The organism is Sphingomonas sp. MA1305 (genome assembly GCF_016107325.1).
Taxonomy (GTDB): Bacteria; Pseudomonadota; Alphaproteobacteria; order Sphingomonadales; family Sphingomonadaceae; genus Sphingomonas.
On record NZ_RCVT01000001.1, the window covers coordinates 1,546,471 to 1,564,896 of the forward strand.

The following is an 18,426-nucleotide window of genomic DNA, read 5'->3' on the forward strand; positions in this document are numbered from 1 at the left end:
GGCTGGGCTCAGCGCCCGCGGGCGCGGAGCTGGCGGATCAGGGCGAGGGTCTGCGCCGCCTCGAGCGGGCGGGCGTAATGATAGCCCTGGCCATAAGTGCAGCCGAGCGCGGCCAGTGTCTGCGCCAGTTCGTTGGTCTCCACCCCCTCGGCGGTGGTCTTCATGCCGAGCGCCTGGGCGAGACTGAGGATGGCACGGACGATCGCCATCTTGTCGCGATCGGCGAGCATGCCCGTGACGAAGCTGCGGTCCATCTTGAGGACATCGATCGGCAGCTTCTGCAGATAGGCGAGGTTCGAATAGCCGGTGCCGAAATCGTCCATCGCCAGCGTCGTGCCGAGCGCGCGCAGCGCATGCATCGCCCGGGCGGTGCGATCGGGATCGCTGACGATCGCGCTTTCGGTGAGTTCCAGTGTGAAACGCTCGCCGGACAGGCCGTGGCGGATCAGGCTGCCCTCGACCACACCGGCGATGTCGTCGCGCTGGATCTGGATCGCCGACAGATTGACCGCGACGCGCATGCCGCAATCGCCGCCGCATTCGGTGTCGAGCCAGGCGAGCGTCCGCGCCGCCTCTTCCATCGCCCAGCGGCCGAGCGGCAGGATCAGCCCCGTCTCCTCCGCCACCGGGATGAAGTTGCTCGGCTCCTGCTCGACGCCGTCATGGTCGCGCCAGCGGGTCAGCGCCTCGAACGAGACGATGCGGCCGCTCGACAGGTCGCAGATCGGCTGGAAGGTCAGGCGGAGCCGCGAGTCCTCGATCGCGTGGCGCAGCGCCGTCTCCATCGCAAATTGCTCGCGGGCGATGGTGAACGCCTGGGTCTGATAGGATTCGACCTTGCTGCCGGCCTTGGCGCGCTTCACCGCGAACTGGGCGTTGCGGATCAGTTCCTCGACATCGTCGAGCGCATCGTCGCCCTGGGCGATGCCGATCGAACATTCGACGCCGATTTCATAATCGCTGAGCCGGAACGGGGTGCTGAGCGCGCGATGGATGCGATCGGCGAGATGCCGCGCCTCGTCGCCATCGGTGTCGATCCCCATCAGCACGCCGAATTCGTCGCCGCCGATCCGGGCCAGCGCATCGCGGGCGCGAAGCGCGCCCTTGATCCGGCGTGCGACGGTGATCAGCAGTTCGTCGCCGGCAAGGCCGCCAAGGCAAGCGTTGAGTCGGCCGAACCGTTCGAGGTCGACGACCAGCACGGCATGGCGCTGGCGCTTGGCCTGCACCGCCTCGATCATGTCGCTGAAGCCTTCGCGATTGGGCAGACCGGTCAAGCTGTCGGTGGTCATCTCGCGGCGGAGCGAGCGTTCGGTGTGGATTTGCGCGGTTAGGTCGACGAAGCCGATCTGGCAGCGGTCCCGCACCGATTGCCCCGGCCGCGCCAGCGTGACGCGGTAATAGCGCGAGTCGATCACCTCGCCGATCGACCATTCGAAATCGCTGCGCAATTCGGTCGAGCGCAGGAAGGCATCGATGCGCGGCGCCAAGGCACGCAGCATCGCCGAGCGATCGGCGACGACGCCGAGCCCGGCGAGCCGGTAGGCGCGATTGATCGCGAGGAAGTCGAAACCATCGCCGCGGCGGACGACCTGCACCGCCGGGATCGGAATCAGCTCCAGGTCCTGCGCGAGCGTCACCGGCTCGGCAGGTTCGGGCATCACGACGTCGGTCGAGGCGGTGGCCATGGCTTCATTCTAGAGGCCGTTCGTTAAGGGCTTCTGAAGTTGGTCGGCGGCCGACCTTTTTTGTAACCGTTTTCACCGCTGCCAGTCTCCCGCTGCCGACCGGGCGGCGGATCGGCGCGACCTGAGGGCGAGTCTGGCGAACGGGGCACGCCCGTCCCTGTGCGCCGCACGCCTCCTCCCTGGCGGACGAAGCGGCAGGCTAGCCAACGAACCGATTGTCGCGGGGGAAGCCGGTCGGCGGCGTCCGGCCGGCGGCGCCGCGGGCGGTGCGCCACAGCGACAGATCGGCCTCGGTCCGCATCCGGCCGCTCTCGCCGCCCATCGGCCAGCTCATGCCCTGCGCGAAAACGAAGGTGGTGGCATCCGACAGGCTGCCTTCGCGGAAGCGCTGGATCTGCACCCCCTGCCCGCGGCTCATCACCGGCAGCTCGGCGATCGGAAAGACCAGGAACTTGCGATTGTCGCCGACCGCCGCGACATAATCGGCCTCCGGCGCGACCGGGCGGACGACGACCAGTTTCGCACCGGTACGCGGCGTCATCACCGTCTTGCCCTTGCGCGTCTCCGCGATCGTCTCCGCGACCGGCACGATGAAGCCGCGGCCATCGCTCGCCGCGAGCAGCAGTTTCTCCTGCGCCCGGGCGTTGAGGAACGCGGCGACGCCGACCGACCCGTCGAGGTCGATCATCGCGCGCACCGGCTCGCCGAAGCCGCGGCCGCCCGGCAGCTTGTCCGCGGCGAGCGTGTAGAAGCGGCCGTTTTCCGCCGCGAGCAGCAGTTTGTCGGTGGTCTGGGCATGGAAGGCGAAGGCGGGGCCGTCACCCTCCTTGAACTTCAGCGTCTCGGCGCCCCCTGCGTTCATGGCGGCGAGATCGCCGTGACCCTTCATCGCGCGGATCCAGCCGCGCTGCGACAGAATCACGGTGATCGGCTCGCGCTCGATCATCGCCTCCAGCGGGATATCGCGGGTCGGGCCGGCTTCCTCGATCCGCGTGCGGCGCTTGCCGAGCGCCGTCTCCGGCCCGTAGCGGTCGCGAACCTTGCCTAGGTCGCGCTTCAGCCGGGTACGCTGCCGCGCCTCCGAGCCGAGCAGCGTGGTCAGATCGGCCTGTTCCTTGTCGAGCTTGTCGCGCTCGCCGCGGATCTCGAACTCCTCCAGTCGGCGTAAGGAGCGCAGCCGCATGTTGAGGATCGCCTCCGCCTGCCGGTCGGTCAGGCGGAACTCGGCGATCATCACCTGCTTGGGCTCGTCCTCCGTGCGGATGATCTCGATGACGCGGTCGAGGTTGAGATAGGCGACGAGATAGCCGTCGAGCAGCTCGATCCGGTCGGCAATCTTGGCCAGCCGATGCTCGGTGCGGCGGCGCAGGACGACGAACTGATGGTCGACCCAGGCCTTCAGCGCCTCACGCAGCGACATGACGCGCGGCGTGCGCTCATGGTCGAGGACGTTGAGGTTGAGGCCGAAGCGCGTCTCCAGATCGCTGAAGCGGAACAGGCCGTCCATCAGCACCTGCGGATCGACGGTGCGGCTGCGCGGTTCGAGGACGACGCGGATCTCGGCATCGGATTCGTCGCGGACGTCGGCGAGGATCGGCAGCTTGCGTTCGTTGATCAGCGCCGCGATCTGCTCGATCAACTTGCCCTTCTGGACGCCATAGGGGATTTCGCTGACGACGATCTGCCAGCCGCCGCCCTTCTCGCGCTCGATCTCCCAGCGCGCGCGGATGCGGAACGAGCCGCGGCCGGTCGCATAGCTTTCCGCGATCACCGCGGGCGGATCGACGACCAGGCCGCCGGTCGGGAAATCCGGGCCCTTGACGTGTTCCAGCACCATCGCGTCGTTGGCGTCGGGCCGGTCGACCAGCATGATCGCCGCGTCGAGCAGCTCGGCGGCATTGTGCGGCGGGATGTTGGTCGCCATGCCGACCGCGATCCCCGCCGCACCGTTGGCGAGCAGATTGGGGAACAGGCCGGGAAACAGCTCCGGCTCCTGCTCCTCGCCGTTGTAGGTCGGGCGGTAGGCGACGGCATCCTCGTCGAGGCCGTCCATCAGGTCGATCGCGACCTGGGTCAGCCGCGCCTCGGTATAGCGATAGGCGGCGGCGTTATCGCCGTCGATGTTGCCGAAATTGCCCTGCCCGTCGACGAGCGGATAGCGCAGCGCAAAATCCTGCGCGAGGCGGACCATCGCGTCATAGACAGACTGGTCGCCGTGCGGATGGTATTTGCCGATCACGTCACCGACGACGCGCGCGCACTTCTTGTAGCCGGAGGCAGGATCGAGGCGGAGCAGTCGCATCGCCCACAGCAGGCGGCGGTGCACCGGCTTCAGCCCGTCGCGCACGTCGGGCAGCGAACGCGCCGTGATCGTCGACAGCGCGTAGACGAGATAGCGTTCGGACAAAGCGCTGTCGAAGGGCGCGTCGAGCACGCCGATCGGCGGCTCCTGGAAATCGGTGGCCATAACGGGAACGATAAGCGGCTAGACGGACGCCGTCAAAGCGTCGGCGGGATCGCCCGCCACCGCCGCGGCGATCAGCGCGCGATGCTGGCGGCCGGTCTCCGCCCAATCGTAGCGCTCGGCATAGGCGCGGGTCGCGGCGCGGGCCGGCGGATCGGCGAGCAGCGCGGCGAGCGCGTCGCGGATCGCGGCGACGCTGCGCCCGGCGGCGAGGCGGCCGGCGGCGGGAGCGCGCACCACCTCCGGCGAGCCCCAGACCGGCGTCGCGACCAGCGGCGTGCCGCAGGCGAGCGATTCGAGCAGGACGTTGGCGATCCCCTCGCGGTCCGAGCAATTCACCGTGACGTCGGCGGCGCCGTAGAGCGCCGGCAGATCGGGCTGGTCGACATGGCCGAGCAGCGCGACCCGGTCTGCGACGCCGAGTTGCGCGATCAGCGCCCGCAGCGCCGCCTCGCGCGGTCCGTGGCCGACGATCGCCAGCCGCACGCCGGGCAACGCGGCGACGGCGCGGATCGCATAATCATGGCCCTTGCCGTCGACGAGATGGCCGACCGACAGCACCACCGGCCCGTCCCAGCCGTGCGTGGCGCGGACGGCGACGCGATCCGCAGGCGGGTGGAAAAGGGCGAGGTCGACGCCATGCTCGACGACGTGGAGCCGCGCCGGCGGCGCCCCGGCCTCAACCAGCGCGTCGCGCAGCGCGGCGCAGACGGTGGTGACCGCCGCGGCGCCGCGGATCGCGCGCAGCATCATCGCACGCTGGCGACGGAAGCCGGCGATGACGCTGACGTCGGTGCCGAGCGCGGTCATCAGATAGGGCACGCCGAGCCGCCGGGCGAGCAGCGCCGCGGCGACGCCGTCCGGATAGAGATAATAGGAATCGATGACGTCGAAGGCGAAATCCTGCCGCAACCGAGCGAGATGCGGATAGAGCGCCGCCGCCATCAGCCACGGCTGCGCGGTCATGCCGATCCGCGGCAGCATCGGATAGCGGGGATGGCTGATCGCGATGCCGCGCCGCTCCGCCGCCGCCGGCACTTCGGCCAGTTCGGCATAGCGGCCGAAGCGGGCATGCCGGCTGGGGAACCACGGCAGCGGCGCGACGACGCGTACCGCATCCCCCGCCGCCGCGGCGAGATGGGCGACGCGATGTTCGATGAAGATGCCGTGCCGACGCTGCACCGCATTGGGATACAGGCTGGACAGCACCAGGATCTTCATGTCGTGTGCCAGGCTCCCCACGGGCGATCGCGTCCAACCAGGTCCGGCCGCTTAGGCCGTATGTCTGTCGGTCCGGTTAATGCGCGCCGGGCGGGCCGCGCGAAGGGTCGGCAGCGGTGCCGTGCGGCTGGGCCAAGGGCAGGGTCTGCGCCGTCGCTGGATCGACATAGCCGTCGTTGACCAGAAAGGCGCGCAGGCGGGCCGGGAAGTCGGGCGTGTCCCGGCTGTAATGGGCCAGCATGACGCGCCACGCGGCGGATACCCGCCCGAGACGCGCAGCATCCGCGACGAAGGCGGCGCATTGGCCGTTCCGCTCGGTCTCCGTCGACAGGCAGAGTCGGCGTCGCGCCGGCAGGTCGCGGGCGAACAGGGGCCGCACGACGGGATCGGCGGATATGTCGATGGTCCGCCCCTCACGCTGGGTCAGGACCATGGGGATTCCTCGGACGCAGCCGTTGCATACTTGCGAGAAATTGAAGCCCGGCGCCTCCAGCACGAGGCCTGGCCAACCCTGTTGCCGGCGACCGAGTGGAACCAGTTTCACCTCGCCGATCAGCTCGGCCGAGCCCTGATGGGTCAGTGGCACCGCCCGGAACCCGCCGGCGGTCGGCTCGATGACCGTGACGGCGGTGATCCCGGCCGAACCGCCCCATTGATTGTCCACCACGACCCCGGCGCGGCCCGATCGGGACAGGCGGACGATGGCGACCCGCACGTAGGACGCTTCGCGGTCGCTGACCATATCGAACGGCGGCAAGCCCGGCTCGGTCGCGGTGATCCGGGCCTGGTTGCTGACGCCTTCGTTATTGCACCCTTCGTTCTGCTGCCGCTCACGACAGGGCGTGGCGGTCACCGTCACGGTCAGCCCGCCGGCCGTCAGCGCCAGCGGGACGACGGGGTGGATGCCCCAGGTCCGGAACGTCTCCGGCGGCACGGAGGTCACCGGCATCGCCGCACCGAGCAAAAGGGGAATCAGGCCGCCCAGCACGCGCATCATGCGTCTCCAAATCGATACGGCAGACTAGACCGCCACGCACTCCGGCTGAAGGAGTCGAGGCGAACCTGACCGGCCCCGCGAAACCGGGCGGATCGCCACTCCGTGACACCGGGCCGGAATAAACTCCATCGCCGCGGACCTGAAGCGACTCGTTCGTGCGCCGGTGCTCGGTTCGGCCAGACCAAAAATCCTGTTCCTACCACCTCTTGCGATCGACTCGCAAAAACTAGTTGTACGACCCGTCCCGCCGCTTTATTGCGACTGCGTTGCGATAGCTTAAGGGGGAAATATGCTGGTGACGCTGGCCGCTTTGGCGGCATTGGGCGGCCCGGTGCCATCCAGGGGAGATGATGCACGAGATCAGCGGGACGTGGTCGTCACCGCCACGCGCACGCCGGTCGCGGTGCAGGACGCGCCGGTCACCGTCTCCGCCAAGACCGCGGAGGACATTGCTGGGGAATTGGCCACCGACATCCGCGACCTCGTCCGCTTCGAGCCCGGGATCAGCGTCCGCCGCGCCCCGACGCGGTTCGGTGCGGCGATGGGATCGACCGGGCGCGCCGGCAATGAAGGTTTCGCGGTGCGCGGCATCGGCGGCAACCGCGTGCTGATCCAGGTCGACGGCGTGCGCGTCCCCTATGGCTTCAGCTTCGGCGCGCAGGACGTCGGACGCGGCGACTCTGTCGACCTCGGCCTGGTCAAGTCGGTCGAGTTCCTGCGCGGGCCGGCGTCGGCGCTGTACGGCAGCGACGGGCTGGCCGGCGCGGTCAGTTTCACCACCAGCGACCCCGCCGACATCCTCGGCGAATGCTCGTTCGGCGGGTCGGTACGTACCCAGTTCAATGCCGCCGACGCCGAATTCAGCCAGTCCGCCGTCGTCGCGGCACGATCGGGCGACGTGTCGACGCTGCTGGCCTATACGCGCCGCGACTTCGCCGCATTGAAGAACCGCGGCGACGTCGAGGGCACCGGCGTCGCCCGCACCGCGCCAAACCCGCAGACCGGCCATGCCAATGCCGTGCTCGGCAAGCTGGTCTGGGACGTCGCCCCCGGCCAGCGGCTGCGCGCGACCGGGGAAGTGCTCGACCATCATGTCGCCACCGACGTGCTGACCGGGATCAACGCCAGCGTCGCCGGTCTGCAGGCGCGCGACGCCGCCCGACGCTGGCGCGGCGCGCTCGACTGGACCTATGACGGCGGCGGCCTGATCCAGTTCGCGCGCGCCGCCGCCTATGTGCAGGATGCCGACAACCGCCAGTTCAGCGCCGAAGAGCGACGCACGCTGCCCAGCCGCACCCGGCTGAACACCTTCGAGAACCGCGTCTATGGGACATCCGGCGAGCTGCGGCTGGGCTTTGCGACCGGTGCCATAACGCACCGGTTGGTCACCGGCGCCGACCTCAGCGTGCTGCGCCAGCGCGGGGTGCGCGACGGCACCGTGCCGCCTCGCGGCGAGACCTTTCCGACCCGCGCCTTTCCGACCACCGATTTCACGCTCGCCGGCGCCTTCGTCGGCGACGAGATCGGCCTGGGCCCGCTGACCCTGCACCCGGCCGTCCGCTATGACGCCTACCGCCTGTCGCCGCGGCGCGATCCGCTACTGCCGAATTTCGCCACCGCCGGACAGAGCAGCGACCGGCTGAGCCCGCGCCTCGGCGCGGTGGCCACACTCGCCCCGACGATCCGCCTGTTCGCCAGCTACGCCCGCGGCTTCCGCGCGCCCGAACCGGGGCAGATCAATCAATATTTCTCCAACCTGACCTCCGGCTACACCTCCATCCCCAATCCCGCCCTGCGGCCGGAGACAAGCGCGGCGGTGGAGGCCGGCCTTCGCCTCGACAGCACGGCGGTGGACCTGTCGGCCAGCGTCTTCCGCGCCCGATACCGCGACTTCATCAGCCAGGAGCTGGTCGGCGGCCGCTTCACGCAGAGCGATCCGGCGCTGTTCCAGTTCATCAACCTCGACCGCGCCAGCGTGCGCGGTGCCGAGGCGCGCTTCGCGACGCGCGCGGCCAACGGGCTGAGCGGGCAATTGGCGATCGCCTATGCCGAAGGCGAGCAGATCGGGCCTGACGGCATCGCCAAACCGCTGGCGACGATCGATCCGCTCAAGCTGGTCGCGGGGATCGGCTGGCGCGAGCCGCAGCGCGGCCGGTTCGGCGGTCAATTGCTGCTCACCCACAGCGCCCGCAAGGCCGCGCACGACACCGACGGCCTGTGCACCGGCACCTGCTTCCGGCCCGATGCTTTCACCATCCTCGACGCAACCCTATTCGCCCGGTTGAGCGAGGCGCTGACGCTGCGCGCTGGCATCTTCAACCTGACCAATGCGACCTACGCCTATTGGTCCGACGTACGCGGGCTCGCCGAGCCCCGCCCCCTGCCCGCCGGCGCCGCGGACGTCCCCCCCGCCGCCTTCACCCAGCCGGGACGCAACGCCAGCGCCTCGCTGACCTATCGCTTCTGAAAGGATGCCGTCGATGTCCACTCGTCCGCTTGCCGCCGTCGCGATCGTCGCGCTGTGCTTCGCCCCCGCCCTCACCCCGGCGCGCGCCGATGGCCCGCTTCGCCAGAGCGTGGCCGAGGCGCAGGCCGCCAAGGCCGCCGACCGCGCCGAGATCCTGGCGATGGCCGGCCATTACCGCGTCCGCTTCGACATGCAGGAGACGACGCCGTGGCAGGCGGACTATGTGCCGCTCGAACGCGAGATCTCGGGCGGCAACGAGGTGGTCCGCGTCGTCGAGGACAGGCCGGACCATATCGCGCTCCAGCATCTGCTGGTCCTGTCCGCGGGCGGCCAGACGCATGTCATCAAGCACTGGCGCCAGGATTGGGATTATCAGCCCAGCCGCGTGCTGGTCTATGCCGGTCCCGGCAAATGGGTGTGGGAGGTGGTGCCCGAGCGGATGCGGGCCGGCCGCTGGTCGCAGACCGTGTACCAGGTCGACGACAGTCCGCGTTACGCCGGCTGGGGCCAGTTCGAGACGCAGGGCGGCATCCGGCGCTGGCGATCGAACTGGACCTGGCGCCCCGTCGCCCGCCGCGATGCGGTCCGGCATCCGGTCTACGATCGTTATTATGCGATCAACCGCCATCAGCCGACGCCGACCGGCTGGATCCACTGGCAGGACAATCTGAAGATGGGCCTGAAGCAGGGCAGGCTCGTGCCGATCGTGCAGGAATCGGTGCTCAACACCTACCAACGATCCGAGGAATTCGACGCCAAGGCCGCCGACGCCTATTGGGCGAAGACCCAGGACTATTGGGCGCGGGTCCGCGCCGCCTGGGCGAAGGCCGCGGACAGCAAGGACGGCATCGCAATCGCCGAGGAGGCGGAGACCGGCACGGTGATCAGCGCCCGGCTACTCAGCATCGGCGACGACATCGCGGCGGGAAAGACGCCCGTCGAGGCGGGGGCGGCCGAAGCCGCGGCGCTGATCGAAGGGAGCACGGGCCGCGTTGGTTGAGCGCCGTAGCCTGACATCTGGACCGTCTGTGGCGAGATAACGCCGGGTCGTAGTCCGGTGTACGCATTCGCCAAGGGCGGCCGATGGGAAGGCGACATAGACATAGACGCAGCTTCCCTGAAGGCGACTGCCTGACAGCGGCATGTCCGTGCACCGCCGAAGCGGAAAGGCCGCTGACGCCCGGAATCGGCCGGCCTGCTCGCTCCCCAAATCGGACGCCCTTGCCAAGGATTGCGCCATCAGCGCACCCGATCGTCTGCCTCATGGACCGGACGAGCGCCCCCCAAAGATGCATGACGCGTCAAATGTGTCCCGAATTGATACGGTTAACCGTCGCTTTACCGTAACACTGCTGACCTAATTTTGGCTTTCCGCGGGACTGAGACCCGTTTGGAAAATAAGCCGGGGAAAGCCTATGAAATCGAAATTCGTGATGGCGATCGTGTCGATTGCGACGAGCGCGTCAGCATCGCAGGCCATTGCCGCAGATGTGCTCAATCCGGGCAATGGAGCGCCCTATGCGTTGACCTCCAACAGCTATACGCAGGACTTCAACAGTCTCAAGTCGATCACGTCGAGTCCGACTCCTGCCGATGCTCTGCCAGATGGCTGGCAGACGTTTGAAAGCGGTTCTGCCGCTAACGGAACCTACCAGTTTGGCACGTCGGGCAGCAACACTCCTGGCGTTTGGAGCTTTGGCCTGACCAGCGATCGCGCACTCGGTGGCCATGCCAGCACCTCGGTGCCACTGATCTATATCGGGGCGCTTTTCGAGAACGGCCTGGGCAGCACGATCGACGCGCTGGATATCAGTTACACCGGCGAGCAATGGCAAAAAGGCTACAACCGCGCGACAATGCGTTTTCAATATTCGCTCGACGCGACCGACATCAATAGCGGCACCTGGCTGTCGTTCGGCGATCTGGATTTCACTGCTCCGAATTCCGTGCCTTATGCCGGTAGCCAATTCGGCATAACGCAGACCAACGGTAATGCGACTGCGTACCGCACGTCGTTAAACGGCGTGCTTAGCGGCCTCTCGATCGGCGCGGGAAGCACCTTCGGTATCCGCTGGGTGTTCAACGACATTGATCCGGCGGGTGTCACCTCCGATGACGGATTAGGTGTCGACGACTTCAGGCTTACCGCCTCAACGGCTGCCGTACCCGAGCCTGCAACCTGGGCGATGATGATCTTGGGCATGGCTGCTGTCGGCTTAGCTATGCGATCGAAGAAACGCCCTGCCGCCGGACACGGGCGGACACGTGGGGCACCGGGTCATCTCGCGCGGGCGTCAGTCCGAATCTCGGAAGGCCTGCTACCAGGATAGACGAGGGCTTACGTCCGTGCAGGTCTACTTCCGCCCTTGGCAGAGCCTGCCATTGACGTGAGGCTCGCCTATAAACGGGATACGGCTCCCATTTTCTTCTGAAGGCGGATTTGCGCAAACTGGCGAACGCTCTCACCGCCTATGAGAAAAAAGTGACATGCGATGCTGAGATACCCTCCACCGCACCAATGCACTCCGACGGCTTCGTGGAAGCAATAATACCAGACCGCGAGCGCTATACCCACGTCCGCCCCCCAAAGGCGGACGTCCGGCCGTCTGGCACGTGAGCCAGAGTCGGGTCACACGAGTGATCAGGGAGCGGGTGAAGGGAATCGAACCCTCGTCGTAAGCTTGGGAAGCTTCTGCTCTACCATTGAGCTACACCCGCATATCAACGACTTGGCGCTGATCTGACCGCTTGCGAGGCTCCGGTTCACAGACCCGCGTGCGATCCGATGGCCGACTGCCACATTCCTGGCTTGGTCGTCAACGTAGATCGTCCGGATCTGTCAGACGTCGTCGGCTACGGTCGCCGAGACATCGGCAGCGGTGTCGCGGTGAACGTCGTCGTGCCGGAACGGCGCCATGGCCGCCGTTCGACCCGAACACTGGACCGGCGCGGGCGAGGACGGAAGAACCCCCACCTGCGTCGAGCCTGACACAGGTACGCGTTGCTGCAAACAGGCAACATATTACTATCCATGCGACCGCCGTCTCGGTCGACGACGTAGCGGCTTTCGGGCGCGGGCGGCACGCGCAGGGCGATTGAACGACGGGCCATATCTTGCACGGCCGACGTTGAAGACTTCGTTCATTATAAAACCCCAATCTTCCGATTGACGCGCAACCGCAACCAAAGCGTCACACACCATCCATAGCCCGCGACCAGCCGATCACGGCGAAGGGCGGGGTATCATGACATTCGCGTTGCAGACGCGCCGGCAGTTGCTCGGCGCCACCATCCTGGCATGTTCGATCGGTGCGGTGTCGCCGGCATCGGCAACGCCGAGCGACCGCACCAATGCGCCGGTCGCCGTATCGACGCCCGCCCCCGGTGCCGCCACCGCGCCTGTCACCGACGACCAGGCGCAGACGTCCAACGGTCAGGCGTCGAACGGCATTGCCGAGGGTTCCGACATCCTCGTCACCGGCACGCGCGCCAACACGCTGGCGCCGGTGACCGCCTCGCTCCAGACGACGCAGCCGCAATCGATCGTGTCGCGATCCTTCATCGAGGATTCGCTGCCTGCGACCGCGGACTTCAACCAGATCGCGCTGATCTCGCCCTCGGTGTCGAACACCGGCAACGCCAATGGCGCCGGCCTGTCCGAATCCAAGGCGCAGATCCGCGGCTTTCAGGACGGCGAATACAATATCACCTATGACGGCGTGCCGTTCGGCGACACCAACGACCCGACGCACCATAGCAACACCTTCTTCCCGTCGAACACGATCGAGACGCTGATCGTCGATCGCGGACCGGGCAATGCCGCGACGCTGGGCCAGGCGACGTTCGGCGGCAACATGAATCTGTTCAGCCGCGCGACCCGCGAAGACGCCAGCCTGGAGGCGAAGGGCAGCTACGGCAGCTACAACACCTATCTGCTGCGCGCCGTCGCGCAGACCGGCGCGATCGAGAAGCTGGGCGGCACGCAGGCGGTGTTCAGCACGCAGTGGATCAAGTCCGACGGCGCGCGCACCTTCAGCCCGTTCCGCTCGTGGAATGCGTTCGGCAAGGTGCTGATCCCGATCGGCGCGCATGCGCGCCTGACGCTGCTCGGCACCTACAACGTCAACCGCTTCAACCAGCCCGACAATGACGGCGCGACGCTGTCGCAAGTTGCCAAGTTCGGCAAGCAGTTCAGCCTGACCGACGATGCGACCAGCCAGACGTTCTACGGCTATAATTCCACGCGCAAGACGACCGATTTCGAGATCGTCAAGTTCGAGGCGGATCTCGCCCCCGGTTCGACGTTCGAGAACCGGGCCTATACCTACAGCTACGACAATGAGACGCTGTCGGGTAACGACGTGACGCTCTACGCGACCGCGGATGCAGCGACCATCGCCAAGGCGAACGTCGTCACCCTCGCGCCGGGCGCCAAGGCCGTGGCGGGCATCCCGGGCTATACGAAGACCAACAAATACCGGATGTTCGGCGACATCGCCAAGACGCGGCTCGATTTCGGCTTCGGCGCGCTGACTGCCGGCGCATGGATCGAATGGTCCAACACCTACCGCCAGCAGCGCGACGTCAACCTGGTCACCATGGCGCCCAATTACGTCGAGAAGGCGGTGACCGATCCGGTCAGCGGCGCCGCGACGCCGCAGAACATCAAGTTCGACCAGAACAGCCACACCAACCATACCGAGGAATTCGCGGAGCTGGAGTTGCGCCCGCTGCCCGGACTGACGATCACGCCGGGCTACAAGCACGTCGACTTCAACCGCCAGATCCGCGCGTCGTACAACCAGACGACCCGCTATGCGCAGTCGCTCAGCAACACCTATACCGCCGACCTTCCGTTCGCGACGATCAACTATGCGGTGAGCTCGCGCTTCGCCGCCTATGCGCAATATGCCCGCGGCTTCCTGGCCCCGCCGCTCAGCGTACTGTACGTCGCCAATCCGCGCCTCTCGACGGTCGCGCCGCAGCGGTCGACCAACTATCAGGCGGGCATCGTCTATCATGGCCCGTCGCTGTCGTTCGACGCCGACGTCTACAAGATCGACTTCACCAACAAGTTCGCCTCGTTCACCTCCGCCACGCCGGGTGAGGGCGTGATCTTCGTCAACCAGGGCGCGGTGCAGTATAAGGGGGTCGAGGCGCAGGTGACCTACGCCCTGCCGATGGGTTTCGCGGTCTTCGCCAATGGCTCGCGCAACTATGCCAAGACCGACAATCCGGGCACCGTCCAGCAACAGGTCGCCAAGGCGCCGGAGTGGACGGCGGCCGGCGGCGTGCTCTACAAGAGCGGCCCGATCCGCTTCTCGCTGATCGACAAATGGGTCGGACGCCAATGGTTCGTCGGGCCGGACGGCAAGGTCGGCGGCACCTACGACAGCCCGACCTATCAGTCGAAGGGCTACAACACCGCGATCCTCGCCGCACGCTATGACGTCGGGCCGGTGCGGGTCGGCGTCGAGGTCAACAACCTGTTCGATTCGCAGCGGGTGACCAACATCAGCACCGGCAAGACCGCGCCGTTCGACCAATATTTCTACCAGGTGCCGCGGACGGTCACCGGCGACGTGACGCTGACCTTCTGATGCTGGCGCTGCTCCTCGCGTTGGCGGCGGCGCAGGCGGACAAGGCGGCGTCGATGCTGGGCGCCACGGACCTCGACCCGGCGCGCGTGCTGCCGCCGCCGCCCGCGCCGGGCAGCGCACAGGCGCGCGCCGAACTCGCCGAACTGCGGACGAGGCAGGCGAGTCGGACCGCACAGCAGAAGGACGCGGCGGAGCGGACCGGCGAGACCAAGAATGCGACGATCTTCGCCGGTGTCCTCGGCCCGCGTTTCGACCTCGCTCGCCTCCCCGCGACCGCCCGCCTGCTCGCCATCGTGCGAGCGACGGAGAAGGAAGCAATCGACCGTGGCAAGGATCATTTCGCACGCCAGCGGCCGTGGATCGTCGATCCTTCCCTCACCCCCTGCAAGCTCGGCAAGGAACCGCTGTCGAGCTATCCAAGCGGGCATGCGACCAACGCCTATGCCATGGCCGCGGTGCTCGCGCAGTTGGTGCCGGCCAAGGCGCCGGCCCTCATGGCACGGGCGGCCGAATATGCCGAAACGCGCATCACCTGCGAGCAGCATTGGCGCAGCGACCTAACCGCAGGCGAGGCGTTTGGCCTGCTGCTCGCCGAGCGGCTGATGGCGAAACCCGCCTTCCGTGCCGTCTTCACCCAGGCGCAGGTGGAATTGGCAGCGGCGGGAATCAGGTGATCGGCGCGCCGTAGCATAGCGGGATCGACCGTTCGAGCAGGGCGGCGCGTGCTCCGGGCGTCTGCCCGCGCCCTTTCACCGGCACGAACATCGCCCGCCAGCGAGCAGCGACGCAACGCCGGTCGGCACAGAGCGGTGCCCCGCGCAGGCCGAACGCATGAGCAGCACCGATGCAACCGTCGCGTAGCGCATCAGGCACGCGGCAGGCGCAGGGTCGCGGTCAGGCCGGGGCCGGCGTCGCCGATCGTCAGCGTGCCGTCGTGCGCACGGGCGATCGCCGCGACGAGGTTGAGGCCAAGGCCGTGTCCGGCAGCGGCGCGCGTCCGGTCGAGCCGCACAAACCGCTCGACGATCCGCTCGCGGTCGGCAGCGGGAACGCCGGGGCCATCGTCCGCGACGACCACCACGACGCCATCGCCGTCCGCTGCGACATCAACGCGGACGTGCGTTCCGGTCGGGGTATGCGCTTGGGCATTGTCGAGGAGGTTGATCACCGCCTGGGATAAGAGTTCGGCGCTGCCGGCGACGATCAGTCCGGGCTCGCTGATGCAGGGCAGAGTCCGCCCGCCGTCGCTGACCGCCGGCGCGTAGCTGTCACACAGGTCCTCGACCAGCGCACCGAGGTCGAGCGGCGCGAACCGCTGGCGGACGTCGCCGGCGTCGACATCGACGATGTGCAGAATGCCGGCGAACAGCGCGAGCAGATCGTCGCTCTGGCGGATGGCGCGGGCGATCGCCGCATCGCGGGCTGGCCCATCGGGCGCGGCAAGGGCGCTCTCCATGCCGCCGCGCAGGCGTGCGAGCGGGCTGCGCAGGTCATGCGCGACATCCGCCGACACCTGGCGCAGGTTTTCGAGCAGCCGCCCGATCCGCTCCAACATCCGGTTGAGCACGACGCCCAGGTGATCGAACTCGTCGCCGCGTCCCGATACCGGCACGCGGTGGCGGATGTCGCCGGCCATGATCGCTTCCGCGGTCAGGCTGACCTGCTCTATCCGTCGCCGCAAATAGCCGCCGATCCACAGTGCCGCGGCCACGCCGATCAGCACGACGAGGAAGAAGGCGCCGGCGAACAGGCTGAGGATGACGTCGTCGATCTGCTCCAGCGCCTGCGAATCGACACCGACGACCAGCCGGCTGCCGTCGGGAAGCCGGCTGGTCAGCGTCCGCGCCGCATCCGCCCCCTCCACCGGATCGCGGAAGGCGACATCGGCATAGCCGAGCGGCGGCATCGCCAGGTCGAACGTACCGGCGATGCGCCGCCCGTGCGCGTCGAACAGCGCATAGCCGAAGGTGACGACACCGCTGCGTCCGCTGCGCGCCGCGATCGTGTCGGCGACCTCGGCAAGGCCCTTGGCGCGATAGTCGCGGATCAGGTCGGCGCTCGCCTCCGCCAGCGCGATGTCCTGTTGGCGGCGGAAGGCCGCATCGGCGGCAAAATAGACCAATGTGCCGAGCACCGCGATCGCCAGCGCGAACGCGGCCGAATGGGTCAGCGCGATGCGATAGGCGGCGCTGCGCCGCCAGTCAGTCATCCTTACGCATCCGGTATCCCTCGCCGCGCAACGTCTCGATCGGGTCCCGGTCGAACCCGTCGTTGAGCTTGGCCCGCATGCGACTGAGATGGCTCTCGACGATATTCGTCTGCGGATCGAAGTGGAACCCCCACACCGCCTCCAGCAGCATCTTGCGCGTCACCACGCGACCGGCGTGGCGCATCAATTCTTCGAGAATGCGGAATTCGCGCGGCTGCAGCCGCACGTCACGCGGCCCCCGGCGCACGTCGCGGCGGAGCGCATCCAGCGTCACGTCGCCGACCCTGAGCTGCGTCGGCGTCTCCGCGATCGGCGGCCGGCGCAGCAGCGCGCTGACCCGCGCCGACAGTTCCGGAAAGGCGAACGGTTTGACCAGATAATCGTCCGCCCCCGCATCCAACCCGGTGACGCGATCGGCGATGCTGCCGCGCGCGGTCAGCATGATGACCGGCATGCGGATGCCGGCCGCGCGCCATGCCGTGAGGATCGCGACTCCGTCGGCGGCCGGCAGCATGCGATCGAGGATCGCCAGGTCGAACGGCTCACCCAGCCCCGCCTCGCGCACCGCCGCGCCGTCAGCCAGCACCACGACCACATGGCCGATGGCGCGGAGGCCATCCGCAACCTGGGCGGCGGTGGCGGCGTCGTCCTCTGCCAGCAGGATGCGCATCGCAGGTGCCGTTCCGGTCAGCCGGGGTGGACGGCAAGGACGTGGAAGCTGCCGGGCACCGCCCTGGGCTTGCCGCCATCGCCTGCCGGCACCAGTCGCGCCGCGGGCAGCCACACCGTTCCCGACTGCGGATCGAGCGCGCCGGTCCGCGCGCTCGGTTCGGTGCGGATGCTTGCCTGATGCGTCACCGCCCGCGCGTTGGCCAACGACAGTATGTCGAGGACGCCGTCCTTGCCTGCAGGAATATAGGCGCGCCCGCGGGCTTGATCGACGATTACCGCATCGGGGCCGCGCCCGATCGGCACCCGCCCGACCAGCAGGCGCTTGGCCGTGTCGACGATCGTCGCGACACCGTTGGCGCAGGCGGCGATCAGCCGGTGATGCGCCGCATCGAGGCCGAGTCCCGTCGGCGCCTCGCACCCCGGCATCGCGATCGGCGCGACGGCGGCGCCGCGGTTCAAGTCGACGACGTCGATCTCGCTCCTGTCCTCGTTATTGACGAACAGCATCCGCCCCGCGACCGCGGCATATTCCAGGCCCTCGGCGACCGGAATCGTTCGCACCAGCCGGTGCGCGCGGACGTCGATCTCCGCCACCGAGCCGGCATCGGCGTCCATCGCCAACAGATGACCGGTGGCGGGGTCGATCACCGCCGCGTCGGGTTTCGCGCCGACCGTCAGGCTTGCCACCTGGCGCCCAGATGCCACGGCGAAGAAGCGCACGCTGTTGTCCGTACCATTGGTCACCGCGATCTCGCCGGTGGGCAGCGGCACCACGGCATGCGCGTGCGCTGCCGGACCGATCGGCGCCAGCGGCCGCCCGCTGGTCAGGTCGACCACCGACACGGCGTCGCCATGCGCGATGTAGAGCCGCCGCGCCGTCGCATCGACGCTGGCATAGTCCCAGCCGCCGTCGCCGGGTACGGCGACCGAACGGACGGAGCCGCCGGGTACGGCGACAGAACGGACGGAGCCGCCGGGTACGGCGACGGAACGGACGGTATCGCCGGCGACGACCGGCGCGGCGAGCGCCAGCAAGATCAAGGCGAGCGGTCGGATCGACGGCATGTGACGAGTCTCCTTTGCCCCTCTTGATCGTGGCACGCGATCC

The 18,426-nt window shown here is 68.0% G+C and carries 13 protein-coding genes and 1 tRNA gene; 5 read left to right on the top strand and 9 right to left on the bottom strand.

The window, feature by feature from the left end; translation table 11 throughout:
• Positions 1-8 precede the first annotated feature (8 nt).
• The 4 genes from D9601_RS07725 to D9601_RS07740 form a co-directional block, all read right to left on the bottom strand.
• Positions 9-1,688: a putative bifunctional diguanylate cyclase/phosphodiesterase gene (locus D9601_RS07725; RefSeq protein WP_198353235.1), complete on the bottom strand. Its 1,680-nt coding sequence runs from the start codon at positions 1,686-1,688 to the stop codon at positions 9-11.
• 199 nt (positions 1,689-1,887) lie between these two features.
• On the bottom strand, positions 1,888-4,155 hold the full coding sequence (gene parC / locus D9601_RS07730; protein ID WP_198353236.1) for a DNA topoisomerase IV subunit A: 2,268 nt from the start codon (positions 4,153-4,155) through the stop codon (positions 1,888-1,890).
• Positions 4,156-4,173: 18 nt separating this feature from the next.
• Positions 4,174-5,373: a glycosyltransferase gene (locus D9601_RS07735; RefSeq protein WP_198353237.1), complete on the bottom strand. Its 1,200-nt coding sequence runs from the start codon at positions 5,371-5,373 to the stop codon at positions 4,174-4,176.
• Between the two features lie 76 nt (positions 5,374-5,449).
• The gene (locus D9601_RS07740) at positions 5,450-6,370 is read right to left on the bottom strand and encodes a hypothetical protein (protein ID WP_198353238.1); all 921 of its coding nucleotides are present in this window, start codon (positions 6,368-6,370) and stop codon (positions 5,450-5,452) included.
• 289 nt (positions 6,371-6,659) lie between these two features.
• Between D9601_RS07740 and D9601_RS07745 the strand changes: the two genes are divergently transcribed.
• From D9601_RS07745 to D9601_RS07755, 3 genes are all read left to right on the top strand, one after another.
• Complete coding sequence (locus tag D9601_RS07745) at positions 6,660-8,837, top strand: TonB-dependent hemoglobin/transferrin/lactoferrin family receptor (RefSeq protein WP_198353239.1); 2,178 nt, start codon at positions 6,660-6,662, stop codon at positions 8,835-8,837.
• 13 nt (positions 8,838-8,850) lie between these two features.
• Positions 8,851-9,837 (top strand): DUF6607 family protein, encoded by a 987-nt coding sequence (locus D9601_RS07750; RefSeq protein WP_198353240.1) that lies wholly within the window; start codon positions 8,851-8,853, stop codon positions 9,835-9,837.
• 415 nt (positions 9,838-10,252) lie between these two features.
• Entirely contained in the window at positions 10,253-11,167 is a 915-nt protein-coding gene (locus D9601_RS07755; protein ID WP_198353241.1) for a PEPxxWA-CTERM sorting domain-containing protein, read from the top strand.
• Positions 11,168-11,484: 317 nt separating this feature from the next.
• On the opposite strand, the gene D9601_RS07760 is transcribed toward D9601_RS07755, so the two are convergent.
• A tRNA-Gly gene (locus D9601_RS07760) sits at positions 11,485-11,555 on the bottom strand.
• Between the two features lie 527 nt (positions 11,556-12,082).
• On the opposite strand from D9601_RS07760, the gene D9601_RS07765 reads away from it, so the two are divergent.
• Both D9601_RS07765 and D9601_RS07770 read left to right on the top strand, forming a co-directional pair.
• Positions 12,083-14,437: a TonB-dependent receptor gene (locus D9601_RS07765; protein ID WP_198353242.1), complete on the top strand. Its 2,355-nt coding sequence runs from the start codon at positions 12,083-12,085 to the stop codon at positions 14,435-14,437.
• Complete coding sequence (locus tag D9601_RS07770; protein ID WP_232473866.1) at positions 14,437-15,111, top strand: phosphatase PAP2 family protein; 675 nt, start codon at positions 14,437-14,439, stop codon at positions 15,109-15,111. Before D9601_RS07765 ends, D9601_RS07770 begins: the two co-directional genes overlap by 1 nt.
• Here the strand turns inward: D9601_RS07770 and D9601_RS07775 are convergent.
• The 4 genes from D9601_RS07775 to D9601_RS07790 are packed head-to-tail and all read right to left on the bottom strand — an operon-like array spanning position 15,104 to position 18,383.
• Positions 15,104-15,310, bottom strand: coding sequence for a hypothetical protein (locus D9601_RS07775; RefSeq protein WP_198353243.1), 207 nt, complete (start codon positions 15,308-15,310; stop codon positions 15,104-15,106). The genes D9601_RS07770 and D9601_RS07775 overlap by 8 nt on opposite strands.
• Positions 15,303-16,646 (bottom strand): sensor histidine kinase, encoded by a 1,344-nt coding sequence (locus D9601_RS07780; protein ID WP_198353244.1) that lies wholly within the window; start codon positions 16,644-16,646, stop codon positions 15,303-15,305. Before D9601_RS07780 ends, D9601_RS07775 begins: the two co-directional genes overlap by 8 nt.
• The gene (locus tag D9601_RS07785; protein WP_198353245.1) at positions 16,639-17,316 is read right to left on the bottom strand and encodes a response regulator transcription factor; all 678 of its coding nucleotides are present in this window, start codon (positions 17,314-17,316) and stop codon (positions 16,639-16,641) included. Before D9601_RS07785 ends, D9601_RS07780 begins: the two co-directional genes overlap by 8 nt.
• A gap of 17 nt (positions 17,317-17,333) precedes the next feature.
• Positions 17,334-18,383: a YncE family protein gene (locus D9601_RS07790; RefSeq protein WP_232473867.1), complete on the bottom strand. Its 1,050-nt coding sequence runs from the start codon at positions 18,381-18,383 to the stop codon at positions 17,334-17,336.
• Between the last annotated feature and the right edge of the window lie 43 nt (positions 18,384-18,426).

Excerpts from the sequence above, each read along its gene's own strand:
- D9601_RS07725 (WP_198353235.1), bottom strand. The coding sequence starts at position 1,688 with ATGGCCACCGCCTCGACCGACGTCGTGATGCCCGAACCTGCCGAGCCG.
- parC (WP_198353236.1), bottom strand. The coding sequence starts at position 4,155 with ATGGCCACCGATTTCCAGGAGCCGCCGATCGGCGTGCTCGACGCGCCC.
- D9601_RS07735 (WP_198353237.1), bottom strand. The coding sequence starts at position 5,373 with ATGAAGATCCTGGTGCTGTCCAGCCTGTATCCCAATGCGGTGCAGCGT.
- D9601_RS07740 (WP_198353238.1), bottom strand. The coding sequence starts at position 6,370 with ATGATGCGCGTGCTGGGCGGCCTGATTCCCCTTTTGCTCGGTGCGGCG.
- D9601_RS07745 (WP_198353239.1), top strand. The coding sequence starts at position 6,660 with ATGCTGGTGACGCTGGCCGCTTTGGCGGCATTGGGCGGCCCGGTGCCA.
- D9601_RS07750 (WP_198353240.1), top strand. The coding sequence starts at position 8,851 with ATGTCCACTCGTCCGCTTGCCGCCGTCGCGATCGTCGCGCTGTGCTTC.
- D9601_RS07755 (WP_198353241.1), top strand. The coding sequence starts at position 10,253 with ATGAAATCGAAATTCGTGATGGCGATCGTGTCGATTGCGACGAGCGCG.
- D9601_RS07765 (WP_198353242.1), top strand. The coding sequence starts at position 12,083 with ATGACATTCGCGTTGCAGACGCGCCGGCAGTTGCTCGGCGCCACCATC.
- D9601_RS07770 (WP_232473866.1), top strand. The coding sequence starts at position 14,437 with ATGCTGGCGCTGCTCCTCGCGTTGGCGGCGGCGCAGGCGGACAAGGCG.
- D9601_RS07780 (WP_198353244.1), bottom strand. The coding sequence starts at position 16,646 with ATGACTGACTGGCGGCGCAGCGCCGCCTATCGCATCGCGCTGACCCAT.
- D9601_RS07785 (WP_198353245.1), bottom strand. The coding sequence starts at position 17,316 with ATGCGCATCCTGCTGGCAGAGGACGACGCCGCCACCGCCGCCCAGGTT.
- D9601_RS07790 (WP_232473867.1), bottom strand. The coding sequence starts at position 18,383 with ATGCCGTCGATCCGACCGCTCGCCTTGATCTTGCTGGCGCTCGCCGCG.